Annotated in this window: 14 protein-coding genes; 6 read left to right on the top strand and 8 right to left on the bottom strand. The window is 60.5% G+C overall.

Features of this window, described 5'->3' with window-relative positions; all coding sequences use genetic code 11:
* Positions 1–11 precede the first annotated feature (11 nt).
* A complete protein-coding gene (locus tag HF931_RS00535) occupies positions 12–1,127 on the bottom strand; it encodes an acyl-CoA dehydrogenase family protein (protein ID WP_035550845.1) in 1,116 nt (371 codons plus the stop codon).
* 219 nt (positions 1,128–1,346) lie between these two features.
* On the opposite strand from HF931_RS00535, the gene HF931_RS00530 reads away from it, so the two are divergent.
* Positions 1,347–1,940, top strand: coding sequence for a hypothetical protein (locus tag HF931_RS00530; protein WP_273241422.1), 594 nt, complete (start codon positions 1,347–1,349; stop codon positions 1,938–1,940).
* Here the strand turns inward: HF931_RS00530 and HF931_RS00525 are convergent.
* Positions 1,917–2,309 carry a VanZ family protein gene (locus HF931_RS00525; protein ID WP_273011243.1) on the bottom strand — a complete coding sequence of 131 codons (393 nt, stop codon included), beginning with the start codon at positions 2,307–2,309 and terminating at the stop codon, positions 1,917–1,919. The two genes, HF931_RS00530 and HF931_RS00525, sit on opposite strands and share 24 nt — an antisense overlap.
* Positions 2,310–2,409: 100 nt before the next feature.
* On the opposite strand from HF931_RS00525, the gene pepN reads away from it, so the two are divergent.
* The gene (pepN, locus tag HF931_RS00520; protein WP_273241420.1) at positions 2,410–4,986 is read left to right on the top strand and encodes an aminopeptidase N; all 2,577 of its coding nucleotides are present in this window, start codon (positions 2,410–2,412) and stop codon (positions 4,984–4,986) included.
* A gap of 121 nt (positions 4,987–5,107) precedes the next feature.
* Positions 5,108–7,495 carry a sensor histidine kinase gene (locus HF931_RS00515; RefSeq protein WP_273241418.1) on the top strand — a complete coding sequence of 796 codons (2,388 nt, stop codon included), beginning with the start codon at positions 5,108–5,110 and terminating at the stop codon, positions 7,493–7,495.
* Here HF931_RS00515 and HF931_RS00510 read toward each other — a convergent pair.
* The 5 genes from HF931_RS00510 to HF931_RS00490 all read right to left on the bottom strand — a co-directional run bounded on the left by HF931_RS00510 (position 7,492) and on the right by HF931_RS00490 (position 11,909).
* Positions 7,492–8,094 (bottom strand): histidine phosphatase family protein, encoded by a 603-nt coding sequence (locus HF931_RS00510; RefSeq protein ID WP_273241416.1) that lies wholly within the window; start codon positions 8,092–8,094, stop codon positions 7,492–7,494. The genes HF931_RS00515 and HF931_RS00510 overlap by 4 nt on opposite strands.
* A 6-nt stretch (positions 8,095–8,100) precedes the next feature.
* Positions 8,101–8,910 carry a 3-deoxy-manno-octulosonate cytidylyltransferase gene (locus tag HF931_RS00505; RefSeq protein ID WP_273241414.1) on the bottom strand — a complete coding sequence of 270 codons (810 nt, stop codon included), beginning with the start codon at positions 8,908–8,910 and terminating at the stop codon, positions 8,101–8,103.
* Between the two features lie 9 nt (positions 8,911–8,919).
* Entirely contained in the window at positions 8,920–9,366 is a 447-nt protein-coding gene (locus HF931_RS00500; RefSeq protein WP_035550859.1) for a hypothetical protein, read from the bottom strand.
* A gap of 153 nt (positions 9,367–9,519) precedes the next feature.
* Positions 9,520–11,550 (bottom strand): M56 family metallopeptidase, encoded by a 2,031-nt coding sequence (locus tag HF931_RS00495; RefSeq protein ID WP_273241411.1) that lies wholly within the window; start codon positions 11,548–11,550, stop codon positions 9,520–9,522.
* Entirely contained in the window at positions 11,547–11,909 is a 363-nt protein-coding gene (locus HF931_RS00490; RefSeq protein ID WP_035550865.1) for a BlaI/MecI/CopY family transcriptional regulator, read from the bottom strand. The genes HF931_RS00495 and HF931_RS00490 overlap by 4 nt, the downstream gene beginning before the upstream one ends.
* 178 nt (positions 11,910–12,087) lie before the next feature.
* On the opposite strand from HF931_RS00490, the gene HF931_RS00485 reads away from it, so the two are divergent.
* The 3 genes from HF931_RS00485 to HF931_RS00475 all read left to right on the top strand — a co-directional run bounded on the left by HF931_RS00485 (position 12,088) and on the right by HF931_RS00475 (position 15,708).
* Positions 12,088–12,825: a DUF4197 domain-containing protein gene (locus HF931_RS00485; RefSeq protein WP_273241409.1), complete on the top strand. Its 738-nt coding sequence runs from the start codon at positions 12,088–12,090 to the stop codon at positions 12,823–12,825.
* Positions 12,825–13,805: an alpha/beta fold hydrolase gene (locus HF931_RS00480; protein ID WP_035550870.1), complete on the top strand. Its 981-nt coding sequence runs from the start codon at positions 12,825–12,827 to the stop codon at positions 13,803–13,805. Before HF931_RS00485 ends, HF931_RS00480 begins: the two co-directional genes overlap by 1 nt.
* 88 nt (positions 13,806–13,893) lie before the next feature.
* Positions 13,894–15,708, top strand: coding sequence for an SLC13 family permease (locus HF931_RS00475; protein ID WP_273241407.1), 1,815 nt, complete (start codon positions 13,894–13,896; stop codon positions 15,706–15,708).
* Positions 15,709–15,711: 3 nt separating this feature from the next.
* Here the strand turns inward: HF931_RS00475 and HF931_RS00470 are convergent, their stop codons facing one another.
* Positions 15,712–16,179, bottom strand: a complete 468-nt coding sequence (locus HF931_RS00470) for a MarR family winged helix-turn-helix transcriptional regulator (protein WP_035550876.1) — start codon at positions 16,177–16,179, stop codon at positions 15,712–15,714.
* Positions 16,180–16,210 lie beyond the last annotated feature (31 nt).

Below are 16,210 nucleotides of genomic sequence, written 5' to 3'. Positions count from 1 at the left end.
CTGTTTCCTCCTTATGCGGCGTTCTTGTTTTCGAGGGTGCGGACGAGTTTCTCTTTCCACACTTTTGGGGCGCCGGCCTGAACGGCCAGCAGCTTGGCGCGGCGATAGAAGAGGTGGCAGTCCACCTCCCATGTGAAGCCCATGCCGCCATGAGTCTGGATGTTTTCCTTGGAAGCGAACCAGAAGGCTTCGCAGGCCGCGATACGGGCCGCAGCAGCCGCTTCCGGCAGTTCCGCTGCGCCGGTGGAGACCGCCCATGCACCGTAGAAACAGTTGGAGCGGGCCACTTCGTTCTTCACATACATTTCGGCCAGCTTGTGCTTGATAGCCTGGTTGCCGCCGATCGGACGGCCAAACGCGTAGCGCTCTTTTGCATAATCCGTCGCCATTTCCAGCGCGCGGGATGCTCCGCCCAGCTGTTCGAAGGCGAGCAGCACAGCGGCGTGATCCAGAATCTGGTCGTTCAGCATTTCGCCGTCGCCAGCGTTTCCGAGGCGTGTGGCCGGGGCCTTGTCGAAGACGATCTCGGCATGGCTGCGGGTCGGATCCAGCGTCTGAAGCGTCTTGCGGGTGACGCCTTCACCGGTCAGGTCCACGAGGACGAGGCTTGCGCCGGAGCCTTCCTTGGCCAGCACGACGGCATGTGTTGCCACATCGCCATCGGTGACAGGCACTTTCGTGCCGGAGAGGGTGGAGCCATCGAACGTGGTTTTCAGATTGGCCGCAGTCGGATTGCCGGGGCCTTCGCTGGCGGCGTAGCAGCCGACGACGTCCCCGCTGACGATGCGGGGCAGGACATCTGCCTGTTGTTCGGACGAGCCAGCGATCTTCAGCGCTTCGGTGAAGAAGTAGACGGTCGACGCCCACGGCACCGGCGCGAGGACGCGGCCCATCTCTTCTGCCAATACGCAGACCTCCAGCAGGCCGAGGCCAAGGCCGCCATGTTCTTCCGGAATGGCGGTGCCGAGCCAGCCCATTTCGACGACTTTTTTCCAGACGTCGGCATTGTGGCTGACATCATCATCGTTCAGGACCAGACGGACAGCCGTCATCGGGCATTCGGATTCCAGGAATTTCCGGGCTTCATTGCCGAGGAATTTCTGGTCTTCGGAAAAGTCGAAGTTCATGTCGCTTGCGCTCCCCTTGCTGGCCGTTGGGCCACTCTATTTTCTCCAATGATCAAGAAAATAGCGCGCTTTACGTGCGCGGAAACCCGTCACCCAACGGAAACGCCTGAATCCACTTTGGATTGGGAAAAATGCGGGTTGCGTGAAATTTGATCGTTCCGCTTCACGGCCCTGAAAGACCCGGATGGCATTTACCGGCGTTGAGATCGGGAGCTGTTGATGGCCAAGGCCGTATTTCACAAGGCGCAGCGCGTCTTCGTAAAGCCCGTAGGAACCTGGGCGTTGATCGAGCAAGTCATTCCCCATTGGGTGAAGGACGTGGACGAGCCCCTGCGCGTTACCTATGAGTGCGGATTGGGGCGCAGCTTTCAGGCGCATGAGCTGTCGGCTGACGACACGTCACCGACTGAAACGCGCCTGCACCGTCTCGAGAATGACGAAATCATGCTGGAACACTGGCATATCGTGCGGCGCAAGGCGAAATGGCGCGCGCGCATTGGCGGACCGGACCTCAGCGAAGTCGGAACGTTTCCGGTTGTTATCACCGATGAGGAAGACCTGAGCGGCTGGCGTGTGTCAGGCAGTGAGTATGACCGCGACCCGCAGCGCATCGAACATCAGGCGCGCATGATTGCCTGCACGCCGGACCTGTTGCAGACGGCGCGGCAAGTGGCGGACCAATATGAAGAGTCCCCTGACGCGTTTCCTCCAGAGTTGAAAACTGTCGCGCAGCGTTGCGCCTCCATCCTGCGATTTGTCTATGAGCTGGACGAGGAAGACGTAAAGCATTCAGCGACGGTCGCCGCCGAATAGGCGCCAATCCCCCCGCAAGAGCGTGACGATTGCGAGGCCGATGATCGCGCCCGCCACATTGGCTGCAATGTCGAGCCAGGATCCCTCTCGGCCTGCATCGCCCATCATCTGCGCAATTTCCATCGTCATGCCGTAGGTCGCAGCGATTGCGAAACCGGCCAGCACGCGCGCTTTGCCAATTCCGAATGCAACGCCCAGCGGGGCGGCGAGGGCGGCATACGCGACGAAGTGTTTGATCTTGTCTGAAAATTGGGGGGCAGGGGCCTCGGTGGCTGGGATGAGTGACAGGTAGCAGATTGTCGCCGCGATGATCAGCGCCGCCATCGCAGCGAGTATCCGCAGGGCGGGATGGGTGAGCAGGGTCGTCATATATAAATCCGGCTTTCTGCAAGCTACTGGGCGCTGGCCCTCGACGTTGCAAGTGCAAATCCCTAACTGGAAGACTGGAATTCTGTTTGCCGGAGAAAACATGCGCACTGAAGCCCCCGTTGCCGTCCAATTGTCCGATTACACCGCCTATCCGTTCGAAATCGAACAGGTGGACCTCAGGTTTGACCTTCACCCAGACGCGACTCTGGTGCGGGCGGACCTCAAGATCCGGCGCACGGGTGCTGCGGACGCCGCACTGGAACTGGACGGGGAAGCGCTGGAACTAAAATCCATCGCAATTGATGGCGCGCCTCTGCCGGAGAGCGCTTATGAACTGACCGAAAGCGGGCTGACCCTTCAGGACGTGCCGAATGCCTTCACACTGGTGACGGAAGTCGAGATTGCGCCATCGAAGAACACGGCCCTTTCGGGCCTTTACATGTCCGGTGGTCGCTTCTGCACGCAATGCGAAGCCATCGGGTTTCGTCGCATCACCTTCTATCCGGACCGGCCGGATGTGATGAGCCGGTTCACGGTACGGATGACGGCGGACAAGGAAACCTACCCCATCCTGCTGTCGAACGGGACGCCGGGCGAAACGGGTGATGTGGATGATGGACGCCACTTCGCGGTGTGGGATGATCCGCACAAGAAGCCTGCCTATCTCTTTGCGCTCTGTGCGGGGGATTACGATGTCTATCGCGACCAGTTCACCACGATGAGCGGCAAGGTGATCGACCTCGCCATCCATGTCGACAAGGGCGATGCGGACCGTGCTGCCTGGGCCATGGACAGCCTCAAGCGCTCGATGAAGTGGGATGAGGAGACCTATGGCCGGGAATATGATCTTGGCGTGTTCAACATCGTGGCCGTGCGGGATTTCAATTTCGGCGCCATGGAGAACAAGGGTCTGAACATCTTCAACTCCGCCTATGTGCTGGCCGATGAAGCCAGTGCGACGGATGCGGATTTCGAAGCCATTGAGAGCATTGTCGCCCACGAATATTTCCACAACTGGACGGGTAACCGGATCACTTGCCGTGACTGGTTCCAGCTGTGCCTGAAGGAAGGCCTGACAGTCTTCCGTGATCAGAACTTCTCTGCCGACATGCGCTCGCGTCCGGTGCAGCGGATCAAGGATGTCATCCGTCTGCGCGCTCGTCAGTTTGCCGAAGACGCAGGCCCGCTGGCGCATTCCGTGCGGCCTGAAACCTATGGCGCGATCGACAATCTCTACACGGCAACCGTGTATGAGAAAGGCGCTGAAGTCATCGGTATGCTGCGCCGGATCCTGGGCGAGGAAACCTATCGCAAGGGGATGGACCTTTATTTTGACCGCCACGACGGACAGGCGGTCACGATCGAAGATTTCTATGCCTGCTTCGAAGAGGTCAGCGGCGATGATTTCACCCAGTTCCGCCTCTGGTATTCGCAGGCCGGAACACCTGAAGTGAGCGTGGAGGAATCCTGGAACCCGGAAACCCGCGAAGTGGCCGTGACGCTGAAACAGCGCGTGCCGGCAACGCCGGGTCAGGCCAACAAGAAACCCATGCTCATCCCGATGGAAATGGCCCTGATTGATGATGAAGGGAACATGGCCGAGTGGATTACGCTGTTCGAAGATGAAGAACTGACGCTGACCTTTGACCTTCCCGAAGGATCGGAGCGTCCGCTGGTATCCATCAACCGGGACTTCACGGCGCCGATCCGCCTGAAGCGCAATCTGGACCGTGAAACGCAACTGGCAATGATCCGTTTGGAGACGGACCCGTTCAATCAGTGGGACGCTGTGCAGGCGCTCGCCAAACAGGAAATCCTTGCTTTGTCCGAAGGTTCGCAAGCCGAGCCAGACGACGCGCTGGTCGATGCGATTGCTGCGGCGGTCACCGGGGCATCGGATGATCCGGCCTTTGCTGCGCTGCTGGCGCGCTTGCCGGATGTGAATGAACTGTTCCTTGAGCGCCAGCCCGCTGACCCTGTCGCGCTGGATGCGGCGCGCAAGAAGCTTCAGGCAGCGCTCTATGGCAAGCTGAGCCAATTCGCCGACAGCGTGTTGGGTGAATCATCGACGCAAGCCTATGATCCGGGGGCAGAGCAGGCAGGCGAACGCGCCCTCCGCACGGCGCTGATTGGTCTGTTGGCGGCGTCTGGCGCGGATGAGGCAGGCGACCGTCTCCTGTCGCTCTACCAGGCCGCGACCAACATGACCGAGAAACTGGCCGCGCTGCGCGGACTGGCCGGTCTTGACGGCGAGGCTCGCGAGACAGCGTTGGCGGACTTTGAAGCAGAATGGACGTCCAATCCGCTCGTCATGGACAAATGGTTCGGCGTGCAGGCCGGGACAGGCGATGCGGCCACCATCGAGAAACTCGCGGCGCATTCCGCCTTCGATTTGCGTAATCCGAACCGCGTACGCTCAGTCGCAGCAGCTTTCGCGATGCAGAATCTGGCCGGCTTCCATGCCCCGGATGGTTCCGGCTATCGTGTGGTCGAGGATATCATCCTGAAAGCTGACAAGGTGAACCCCGCACTTGGCGCTCGGCTTCTGACCGCATTCGAACAATGGCGGAGCCTGGAACCAAAGGCCAAAGCGGAGGCAGAGGCCTGCCTGCGCCGGCTGCAAGCTGCTGATTTGTCAAAGAATTCTGTCGACATCGTTTCACGCGCGCTTGGCTAGGGACAGAATCACCCCGGCTTTGGGTTAACGAATTCTTTCTCTTTGTTAAGAATTGCGCAACAATTACGCCCGAGAAGCTGAGTTTAGTCTTGGGTTTAAGATAAATTGGCGCGCACAGAACATGGTGTCCCACTCGGTCATCCCTGGTGATACGGACGCCGCGACAAAAGGAGTCGCGGAGCCTGACCGACGTCGCCTGAAATGGACCGTTGTCGCCATCATTCTCCTGTTAGCCGGTGCGCTGGGCCTGAAGGCCTGGGATGAGCGCCAGACCGCCGATGAGGGCTTGCTGGCCGCGCTGGAGGCCAAGGCCAGCACGGTCGCTGCGCGCCTGGTCGGTCATGCGGGCACGGCAGAAATGGCGATGCGCCTGATCGAGGATACGGGCGCGTCCCGAACGACTGTTGCATCGGCGACGCCGGGCGTGGATGTGGTGGCTACGCTTCAGGATGCGCGACGGGCCCCCGCCGACAGCCGACTGGCCGCCGCTGTGCCGGTGGCTGAAACCATGCTGGCAAACGGCCACGGGATCGGCCTGTCGCGTCAGGGAGACCTGATTGTAGCCACAAACTCTCCGGACGGGGAGATCATTCTGGCGATGGCGCCGGTGGGCACATGGCTGCCTGCCAGCAGCGGGCGCGATGGGATATTTGTAACGGATAACCAGTTCAGCGCTGGTACGATGGTGCCCGGCTTGTCCGGCATGCGCCCAGCGACCGGGTTTCGCGCGCTGACGATGCTGGACCGCGCCGCGACAGGATGTGCCCCGGTCTCCAATAGCGGATTGATGGTATGTTCCAGTCGGACGATGCCCTTGTTTACGCTGGATGATTTGATCCGGTTGCTGATCTTTGGCCTGTTGCTTGCCGCGCCGATGCTGGTCATTCTGGGGCTGATGAATCGTCTCTCGGACTCGGCAGATGCATCGCTGGTCGAGCGTGCAAATGAAGCGGAAGCCGACCGGTTCATGAGTCCGGTCATGCTGGGCGTGCGCGCAGGGTATTGGGAATGGTCAGACGATTCCAGCGCGGTCTATCTCAGCGACGCGGCGTCTGAACTGATGGGCATGTTCGGGGATGGCGTGATCACCGTCGACGAATTGCTTCAGCAGGTGCATCCGGAGCACCAGGCGCGCGTACAGGAGGCCTTCCGCGTTGGCTACAAGGATGGCTGGGTGCAGACTAGCTTCGTGACCAGTTTCCAGCCGCCTCGCTGGATGGAGTTGCGCGGAAGCGTCACCACAAATGCGCAGACCGGTGCCAATGTCTATGGCGGCGTGCTGCTGGATATCACTGAGCGCAAACAGGCAGAAGATCGCGTCAAGGCGGCTGAACGCCGGTTGCGCACGGCGATTGAGGGTTTCAACGGGCCGTTCGCACTGTGGGACAATCGCAAGCGGCTGCTTTACTGGAACCGGGCGTTTGCCTCGGATTTCCAATTGGAAGAAACATTGCGGCCCGGCATGGCGCACCATACGGTCGCCATCGCGCGGGCGGGGGCCTTGCGCGCTGAACATCCGTCTAAAGAAGATGAGCGCGCTGTCGTGCTGGAGCTGAATTCGGACCGGTGGATCAAACTGGTCGAGCGCCCTACGCTGGATGGTGGCCTGCTGTCTGTCGGCGTGGATGTGACGGAAAATGTGCGCAACGAAGCCGAATTGAAAAAGCAGAAGGCGCAGATGCAGAAGACTGCGCTGGAGCTGAAACGCTCAGAGGGACGCGAACGGGAGCTTTCCCGGAAATATTCCGAGGAAAAGGCCAAGGCCGAGCATGCCGCACACACAAAATCAGCCTTCCTGGCCAATATGAGTCACGAGCTGCGCACGCCCTTGAATGCGATCAACGGCTTCTCCGAGATCCTCTCGAACGAGCTGTATGGCCCGATGGGGGATGAACGCTACAAGGGGTATGCCCAGGATATTCTGACATCCGGACAGCATCTCCTGGACATGATCAATGACATCCTCGACATGGCCAAGATTGAAGCGGGCAAGATGACGATTGATCCGCAGCCGATCGACCCGGTGGACCCGGTCGATGCCGCGGTGCGAATGATCCGCCGTAAGGCCGAGGACAAGCAGATAGAGATGAAGCTGGACTCCCAGCCGAACCTGCCGGAGATTGATGCAGACCACCGCGCCATTCGCCAGATGGTACTGAACCTTGTTTCCAATGCTATCAAGTTTACGGATGCGGGGGGCAAGATCACCGTAACCGTCGAACAGCGCGGGCCGGAGATCTATGTCGGCGTCACGGATACGGGCATCGGTATCCCCGCGGAAGACCTGCCACGTCTGGCAACACCGTTTGAACAGGTGTCCGGCACCAAGGACCGGAATTATGAAGGCACCGGGCTCGGCCTGGCACTGACCAAGTCCTTTGCTGAAATGCATGGTGGACGGATGATCATGTCATCCATCGAGGGCGAGGGCACGACCGTTGCCTTCACGCTGCCAATTACCGGCGCGCGAGAGTTGGTTGACGAGGCCAAGGCGCGCAACGTCGCCTAGGGGCGGCAATTCCATTCCGTGATGCGTGATCCGGCGGGCGTGATGTCGACACTGCCCCACGCGCCGGTTTTCAGTTTTCGGTCCAGCTGCTCCGGCTGGGCGTCCACGACATCGGGCAGAAAACGCGCAATGCCGTTGGAGGTGACAATCAGGGCGGTGTCGTCGGTGCTGAGTTCTGCTGCACGCGCGAGCAGTCCGCGCCATCCATCGCGCAGAGCATCGCCATCGACGAGCCAGCCATCAGGCGGCGTCGCATCGCGTTCCCAGGCTTCAAGCGCGGCCTCACCAATGCGGGCGAGCACTTTGTCTTCTGGCTGGTTTTCGTCCGGGCCGTAGTCAACTTCTGTCAGGAAAGGCAGGACGATCAGGGCAGGGGAGTTGGTGCGCATGCCAATTATCGCGCGTGCCGTCTGACGTGTACGGGCGAGGGGGGAGCAGAACGCCGCGACAAAGTGCGTGGCGTTGAACTGCGCGGCCAGCGCGTCCGCCTGTGCCAATCCGGAGGAGGACAGCGGGAGATCCGTCCGCCCACCAACACGGGTGACGGTATCGCCCTTGTCGAAAGTGTTGCCATGCCGAACGATGATAAGCCGTGCCATAATCGATCAATCCTGTAGCGGGTCGCCATGCTGCGCGATCAGTCGTTCTGCCAGTGCAACGTCTTCCGGCGCATCAATGCCCGGTATGGCGATGGCATCCGGCTCCACTTCGACACATTGAATGCTCATGCCGCTTTCCAGAAACCGTAACTGCTCAAGACCCTCCAGGGTTTCATAGTGACCCTCCGGCAGTTTCACATATCTCCGCAGCGCATCCAGACGGTATGCATAAAGACCAATATGACGACATACGGGAGACATGGGGCCAGCTTCCCGTAGCGCGGCTTCCTTGCGGATCGCCGGAATCAAATTCTTTGAAAACCAGAGGGCGCGGCCGGATGTGTCATGGGCCAGAGTTGTCCCAGAGAAGGGCGTGGTCTTCTTGTGCGTGCGGAAATCGTCAAGGGCCTGCCAGGTGAGGCGGACATAGGGCGTTGCCGCATCGGCGCCGGATTGCGCCGCCGCTTTTGCCACGGCCACAACATGGGAGGGCGGCGTGAACGGGGAATCGCCTTGTAGATTCACGACGACTTCCGGAGACACGCCCATTGCTTCCACGGCGGCCAACGCCCGGTCCGTGCCGGAGGGCACGTTCGGATCTGTCATCACCACATCAATGCCGAGCTCGCGGCAGTGTTCGGAGATGCGGGTATCATCGGTTGCCACGATGCTGGCTGCGTCATCCAGCTTCGCAGCAGCACGGGATGCCATCGCAGCGACACGGCTGACCATTGTGCGACCGGCAATCTCAACCAGCGGTTTGCCGGGAAAGCGGGTGGAGCCATAGCGGGCGGGAACAACAATCAGCGTTTTCATGGCCGCGCTTTACATGACCTGCGAAGAATTGCCCACCTCATCTTCACGCAATTGTTGCATCAGGCCGATAATTGGCGCGACCCATTGCAGCGCCTCCTCGTCGACGCCTTCATCGCGCAGGAAGCCTGTCAGCGCAGGGGCGAACTGCTCGCTTTGCCCGCACTCTACGAGGGCAAGTTCCAGTTCCGGCAGCACGACATTCTGAAAACTGTCAGCAAAATTCTGGAGGTCGTCTGTACGTGACATCAGGCGCATCGTGGCAAACGTGTTCAAATCGCCTTCATCATTGGTGATACGCTTCAGATCATTGATCAGACCGCGATTGTCGGAGGCAAATTCGCCCAAGATGTGGTCTGTCTTGTATTCCACCCATTCCTGCGTGCAGGGTTCTGGTGCGGTGACGCAGGCGGCGAGCGGGCAGGTGGCAAGTGCAAACGCGGCGATCAGGCGGTTCATGGGCGTCCTCCGATGTGTTCCCACAGGCACCCTAATCCCGGAGCCTGTCGGCGCAAGACGGCCTGCTCAGCGGCAAGAAAAAACCCCGGCGCAATGGGACCTGCGCCGGGGGCTTCCGCCTATGCATTCCGTGCAATGCGCATGCGGAATCTCTTATTCGTCGGATTGGTCGGTTTCGATCGTGATCGTGTGGGTCGATTTGGAGTGAACCTGCTTCTTGAAGGCCTTTTTCTCCGCGGTATCGAGCTTGTCGCTGTCGAGCACCGTTTTGATCGTGGCCTTGGCAGTCAGGGCACCCTTGCCGCCTTTGACGCAGGCGATCTTCACCTTCTTCGCCGCGCCATCATCAGTCTTTTTCTCAAGGATGCGGGTTTCACCGGTTGCGAGATCAGCCGTGCGACATTCCTCCACCAGATCTGTCAGGGCGATATGGGTGTTTTCGATCTGGTCCTCGAAATCATCGCCATAGGCGAGGTCGATCTTGCGTTCGAGTTCGTCAGCATGCATTTCGATGCGGGCTTCGAGCATGGCGATCTTGGGCTCCAGATTGCGTTCCCAGGCATCGGCCTGCGCCTCGGCCCGATCCGCCATCGCTTCGGCATGCATCTCCCATTTCTCGGCCTGTCTCTCGACATTCTCGGCCCACGCTTCCCATTCTTCTTCCGTCTTGGGCATGGTTTCTTCGGTGAAGCTGACGGCCAGTTCCATCTCGCGATTGAACTGTTCGTTGAGGCCGTCGAAGGCGAGTTCGATCACCGGCATGGACTCCACGAGCTTGTTGATCTGAGCCGTTTCGGCTTCGATTTTTGCTGTGAGGACTTCGATCTCACGCTCGATGTTGGGGTTCTTCACATTCACATTGAAGGGCTCGCCAATGATCACGATCTGACGATCCTCGACCTGCTCGCCATCGACATAGACCGTGCCGCTGTCCAAGCGAAGGCTGCTGGAAGATTTCAGCTCACGGATGTCTCCAGGCGTCGGAGTCTTTGGGGGAGTGGGCGCAGCGCGCGGTTGGTCTGGCATCGGTGCGCCAGCGAGTTCTGCCATGTCGACCGTGTTGTCGACTTCTGCAGACGCGCAGGCGGAGGTTACGAAACCCGAGCTGAGCAGGGCCGCGCTTCCCAGCAGTCCGGAGATTCCAGCGCCCATGAGGCGGCGGGAGCGGGATGGGCTGGGCGTGGTCATGCGGATCATTCTTTCCTTGAGGGCGTGGGTCAGCGGCAGGCTGGCGGCGGCGGTGAGGCGTTCCGGCAGGGCGAGCTGCACAGCCTTGAGGAGCGTTTCGCCATAGGCGTGCGGCGAGGACGCGCCGGATTTCAGGACATCACTGTCACACGCGGCTTCCTGGTCCGTGCGGAAGGCGCGGCGCGCCATGTATGCCAGCGGGTTGAACCAGAGCAGGGCGACAAAGATTTCCGACACTTGCAGGGCCCAGAGGTCACCGCGCTTGATATGGGTCATTTCATGGGCCAGTGCAGCGCGTTGCTGGCTTTGGGTGTAGTCGTCCTCGAACCAGGCTGGCAGCAATACGGTTGGACGCAGCAAGCCGGAGACGAGGGGGCCAGACGAGATGAAGCTGGTGGAGACCTTGGGCATCTTCTTCATGCCAACCTGACGGGCGACCTCCTCGGCAAGACGGGCGAGTTCCGGAGAGGGGGCCATTTCCTCGCGGCGCAGCGTGTTCATGAAGCTGTGGTGTGCCCAGCTGCTGCGGAGGATCATGTATAGGGCTCCGCCAACCCAGACGGCGAACATTGTGCCGAGCAGCAATCCGCCCAGTATCGGATCGGACACTTCCGGGAATGCCACAAGACCGGGTGCGCCATCGAGTAGGGGGCTCGAATTGGCTGGGCTTGAGACAGGCGGAGCCCCGACGACATGAGTTACGGTGCCTACAGGTTCAGGTGAGCGAAACAGTGCAGGGGCAACTTCAGTCGTCCCGGCCGAGGCAGGCATCGGAGTCTGGAAGAACTCGAAGAAACCCGCCAGCGGCGAGGGCATGGACAGGGGAGGCAGGACCAGTCGGGCGACCGGAATGGCCCACAGGGCATAGGTGACGCCTGCGCCGAACTGGCGGGCGACATGCTTTCGCGCAACCAGGATGAGGGCGATGAGGATCGACACCGCGATAATGGTCTGCGCGGCATAGCCGATGTTGAGGCTGTTCAGGTCGAAAATCATTTCTTCAACTCCCCCAGAAGCTTTTCAAGTTCCGCAATGTCGTCTGCGGTCAGGCCGCGTGTGTCTGCGAGGTGGGCAACCAGAGGGGCGGCGCGTCCGGAAAAGACCTGATCAACAAACTGACGTGCTGCGCCGGCCTTGTAGGTGCCTTCCTCAATCAGCGGAAAATAGAGATAGCGCCGACCGTCTTCCTGGGTGCTCAGCGCGCCCTTCTCAACCAGCCGGGCCAGCAGTGTTTTGACCGTGCGGCTGGTCCAGTCTTTCTCGGATCCGAGCGCGTCGTGAACGTCCGCGGCGGCGAGGCCGGGCTGTTTCCACAACACGGCCATGACTTCGAGTTCGGCGTCAGAAATCTTCATATGTAGAACCCCTCTCTGGACTACAGGTGTAGTCGTACGCGATGACTACATTCGTGGTCAACAAGTTTTCGATGACACATTCGTAAGGTGCAGATCGTCGCAGGAATCCGCGCTCGTGTGGCTTCTATTCGGGGTCGCAGTCGAGTACGGTCCTCTGAATAAAGTGGAGGAGAAGGCCATGAAGCGTGTAATGATTGCGGCGATTGCGGTGGCAACATTGCCGGCAGGTTGCGCGACGACGGGCAGCTCTGGCGATTTCGGACGCGTGCTGGGCGAGGTGCTGAGCCAGCAGACGGGCGACAGCTCCCTCACCCAGGCGGAGATAGATGCGGGCCTGCGCGAAGCCTTGACGGTTGGCACGAACCTTGTCGCGGCGCAGCTGGGCCAGACGAATGGATATTTCGGGGATCCTGAAATCCGCATTCCCCTGCCGAAGACCTATCGTGATATCCAGTCCGGCCTATCCCGCGTCGGGGCGAGCGGCCCGCTGGACGATCTGGAACTGCGGATGAACCGCGCCGCTGAGGATTCTGTGCCGGAGGCGAAGACGCTGGTGCTCGGCGCGATCCGGCAGATCACGATTGAGGATTCTGTGCGTATTCTAAACGGTGGGGACACGGCGGCGACGGATTTCCTGCGCGCGAAGACAGAAAGCCAGTTGCGGGCTTCGTTCACGCCTTATGTCAGATCTTCGCTAGCAGAGGCGGGGGCGTTTACGTCTCTTGAACAGGTGGCCAATAGCTATGGCGTTGGCGGCGTTACCACGACGCTTCAGAATGATTTGACAGACCATGCTGTGTCGCTGGGTCTGGATGGGCTGTTCCACTATGTGGCCCTCGAGGAGAAGAAAATTCGTGAGAATCCTGTGGCTCGGACGACGGAGCTGTTACGGCGCGTCTTTGGATCGAGGGGCTGATGCGTCGCTTTACGTATGAAGCCAAAGCCGGCGGAGAGATGGCCGGCATCGAATTCGGTGATCCCATCAAGCCCTTCTCGGCGGTGTGGCTGCACGCAACCGGATTCAACGGGATGACGTATCAATCCTTGCTGGCCCCTCTGGGCCTGCGCCAGCGCGTTGCAGCGCTCGATATGCGCGGACATGGCCGCACGACGCTGCAGGCAAAGCCGGGTCAGATGAAATCCTGGAAGCGTCACCGCGATGATGTGATTGAGTGGCTGGAAAAGGAAGCGCCGCATGGCGTGATCCTGGCGGGGCATTCCATGGGCGGATGCGTTGCGCTGATGGTGGCGGGCAAGCGTCCGGACCTGGTGAAGGGCCTGATCCTGGTCGATCCGGTGATCATGTCAAAATCGATCTATTTCTGGCAGCATATGCTGACGCCGATTTCCTTCCTGATGCCGAAGAACGGCATGGCGCGGCGGGCGAAGAAGCGCCGGGCGGAATTCGGCACATTCCGCGAAGCGCTGGAATCCTATACCGGTCGCGGGGCGTTCAAGACGTGGCGGGAGCCTTTCCTGGCGGACTATCTTCTGGACGGGATCGAGCGGGTTGACCACAATCCGATCGACAGTGACGAGCAGACATGGCGCCTGTTGTGCGAGCCGAAATGGGAGTCGGCCACGTTCGCGGCTCAGCGCAACCGTCCGTGGAGCGCGCTCCGGCGGGTGAAGAAACACCAGATCCCGATGACCATTCTGCGGCCAACGAGAGATTCCGTGATCACCGACAAGGTGCGGGCGAAGCTGATCCTGACCTATCCGGCGATGATGATGAAGGCCGTGCGCGGGACAACGCATTTCCTGCCGATGGAGGCGCCTTATGAAGTGCGCGATCAGCTTTCGGCGTTCTTGGCGCGGCTGGTGGAGCGGTTCACGCTGGAAGAGGACGCCTTCGTGGAGCGGTCGTTGAAGGTGCGCCGGCGCGGCGCGCGATAGGGCGGGGCAGTCCTCAGTTTAGAAAAGATCAGTGGTGGAACATTCGGCAAGCGTGTAAGGGTTCGCGGTTGCCTTTGGAGCTGACCCCATGCCGCTTGATATCCTGGCCCTGCCGGGGGTGGAGATCGCCATCGTGCTGTTGCTCGTGGCGGTTGTGTTTTTCGGCTTCATCCGGGAAATCCTGCCATCAGATGTGGTGGCCTTGCTGGCAATGGGCGCTTTGCTGCTGACAGGCATTCTGTCGGTTCCGGAAACGCTCGCAGTCTTCTCCAACCCGGCACCAATCACGATTGCGGCCATGTTTGTCCTGTCTGCTGCGCTGGAGCGTACAGGCGTGATTGATGCGGCGGGGCGGATGGTGACGCGGCTGGCCGGGCGCGCGTCGCCGATTGTCGCGATGCTGGCCATGATGTGCGGCGTGATGGTTCTGTCGGCGTTCATGAACAATACGCCGATTGTCGTTGTCCTCATTCCGGTCGTGATTCAGTTGGCGCGCAGTTTGGGGGTCGCGCCATCCAAACTGCTGATCCCGCTTTCTTTCGCCGCGATCTTTGGCGGTACGACAACATTGATCGGTACGTCGACAAACATCCTTGTCGATGGCGTGGCGCAGGAGGCAGGGCTCGCCCCCTTCGGCATGTTCGAGATCACCGCAGCCGGAGCTGTTCTGGCATGTGTGGGGGCGGCCTATCTGGGGCTTGTGTCGCGCTTCCTGCTTCCGACACGGGAGTCATTGATCGACATGTTGCCGGATGCCAGAAAGCGGCGCTTCCTCGCGCAGATCCTGATCCCGCTTGGTTCTCCCCTGATTGGCAAAGCCATTTCCGAGACCGGATTTAGCGCCGAGAAAGGGTTCAAGGTGATCGACGTGTTCCGCGATGGCCTGTCCCTCCGGGCGGATTTGCGTGACCTGATTATCCAGGCAGGGGACCGGGTGGTCTTGCGCTCGCCCGTATCGGAAGTCCTGACCCTGAAGGAAGCCGGCAGCATCGCGATCGGCGCATCAGCCAGCGATCTCCGCCCGGCATTCGAGCCGATCCAGACAAGCGAGACCATGATCATGGAGGGCGTGATCGGGCCGCAATCCCGCCTGATCGGGCGGTCCCTGACGGGCCTCGGCCTTGCGCGCCTCTATGGCGTTTACGTGCTGGCCATTCATCGGCGCGGAGAGAATGTCACCAACACACAGGATATGCGATTTGATGTCGGGGATACGGTCCTGCTTGAAGGGCCAGCGCGCGGGATGCGACAATTGTTCGATGACGGTATTCTCAACAATCTGACCGAGACGACCGAACGGGCAATTCGGCGCGGCAAGGCCCCGATTGCAATGGTAGCACTGGTAGCGGTGATGGGGCTGGCGGCGCTGGGCGTGCTTCCCATTGCGGCGCTGGCCCTGATTGCGGCAACGGCGGTGGTCGCGCTTGGCTGCCTGGACCATCAGGAAGCCTATCGTGCAATCAGATGGGACATCCTGATGCTGATTTTCGGCATGTTGGCGCTGGGGCTGGCCATGGAGAAGTCTGGCGCGGCAAGCCTTCTGGTCGGGCATCTGGCAGAGTTGACCGCCGGGTTTGGCCCGATCGCGGTGCTGGCCGTACTGTATCTGGTCACATCCTTCCTGACTGAAATCATGAGCAACAATGCCGCTGCGATCCTGCTGACGCCAATCGCGATTGGGCTAGGCGCGCAGCTGGGTATCGATCCGCGACCATTCGTGGTTGCGGTGATGTTTGCTGCCAGCGCCAGCTTTGCCACGCCTATCGGGTATCAGACGAATACGCTGGTCTACAGTGCAGGCGGGTATCGCTTCTCGGACTTCCTGAAGATCGGTGTGCCGTTGAACCTTGTGATGTTTGCGGCCGCCATGATCGTCATTCCGATGTTCTGGCCGCTGGGCTGAGCACTACCAGAGTTCCCGGTCGGGGGAGGCGGCATCGGCCAGCTTGCCCATCAGGCGCTCAAGCTCCTGCTGCTCGTCTTCGGTCAGCGCGCCGGACAGCTTCTGCTCTTCCGCCAGGGCGATTGGGACAATGAGTTCATAGACGTCCCTGCCTGCAGGCGTGAGGAAGAGCTGGGACCGGCGACCATCGGTTTCAGACGTCTTGCGCTCCAGATACCCCATCTGGATCATCGCAGCGATGGCGCGGCTGACGGCAACCTTGTCCATCGCGGTCAGCTGGCCGATCTCGGTCGCGCTGATGCCGGGCCGGTCGCCGACGACGGCCATGACCCGCCACTGCCAGATCGACAGGCCAAACTCGCGATCATACAACGCCGCAATCCGCGTCGAGATCGTGTTCGACAGGACAGACAGCCGGTAGGGCAGGAATTCGCGCAGGCGAAGCAGAGAGACATTATCGGAATCGGGCATGCCCTATTGATTGAGGGTTGCGCGCGCCGTG

It is taken from the genome of Hyphomonas atlantica corrig. (assembly GCF_017795365.1).
Lineage (GTDB): Bacteria > Pseudomonadota > Alphaproteobacteria > Caulobacterales > Hyphomonadaceae > Hyphomonas > Hyphomonas atlantica.
The sequence above is the reverse complement of the archived record's forward strand: the minus strand, read 5'-3'. Positions and strand labels throughout refer to the sequence as shown.

Coding starts and splice junctions, on each gene's coding strand:
- HF931_RS00535 (WP_035550845.1), bottom strand. CDS start 1,127: ATGAACTTCGACTTTTCCGAAGACCAGAAATTCCTCGGCAATGAAGCC.
- HF931_RS00530 (WP_273241422.1), top strand. CDS start 1,347: ATGGCCAAGGCCGTATTTCACAAGGCGCAGCGCGTCTTCGTAAAGCCC.
- HF931_RS00525 (WP_273011243.1), bottom strand. CDS start 2,309: ATGACGACCCTGCTCACCCATCCCGCCCTGCGGATACTCGCTGCGATG.
- pepN (WP_273241420.1), top strand. CDS start 2,410: ATGCGCACTGAAGCCCCCGTTGCCGTCCAATTGTCCGATTACACCGCC.
- HF931_RS00515 (WP_273241418.1), top strand. CDS start 5,108: ATGGTGTCCCACTCGGTCATCCCTGGTGATACGGACGCCGCGACAAAA.
- HF931_RS00510 (WP_273241416.1), bottom strand. CDS start 8,094: ATGGCACGGCTTATCATCGTTCGGCATGGCAACACTTTCGACAAGGGC.
- HF931_RS00505 (WP_273241414.1), bottom strand. CDS start 8,910: ATGAAAACGCTGATTGTTGTTCCCGCCCGCTATGGCTCCACCCGCTTT.
- HF931_RS00500 (WP_035550859.1), bottom strand. CDS start 9,366: ATGAACCGCCTGATCGCCGCGTTTGCACTTGCCACCTGCCCGCTCGCC.
- HF931_RS00495 (WP_273241411.1), bottom strand. CDS start 11,550: ATGATTTTCGACCTGAACAGCCTCAACATCGGCTATGCCGCGCAGACC.
- HF931_RS00490 (WP_035550865.1), bottom strand. CDS start 11,909: ATGAAGATTTCTGACGCCGAACTCGAAGTCATGGCCGTGTTGTGGAAA.
- HF931_RS00485 (WP_273241409.1), top strand. CDS start 12,088: ATGAAGCGTGTAATGATTGCGGCGATTGCGGTGGCAACATTGCCGGCA.
- HF931_RS00480 (WP_035550870.1), top strand. CDS start 12,825: ATGCGTCGCTTTACGTATGAAGCCAAAGCCGGCGGAGAGATGGCCGGC.
- HF931_RS00475 (WP_273241407.1), top strand. CDS start 13,894: ATGCCGCTTGATATCCTGGCCCTGCCGGGGGTGGAGATCGCCATCGTG.
- HF931_RS00470 (WP_035550876.1), bottom strand. CDS start 16,179: ATGCCCGATTCCGATAATGTCTCTCTGCTTCGCCTGCGCGAATTCCTG.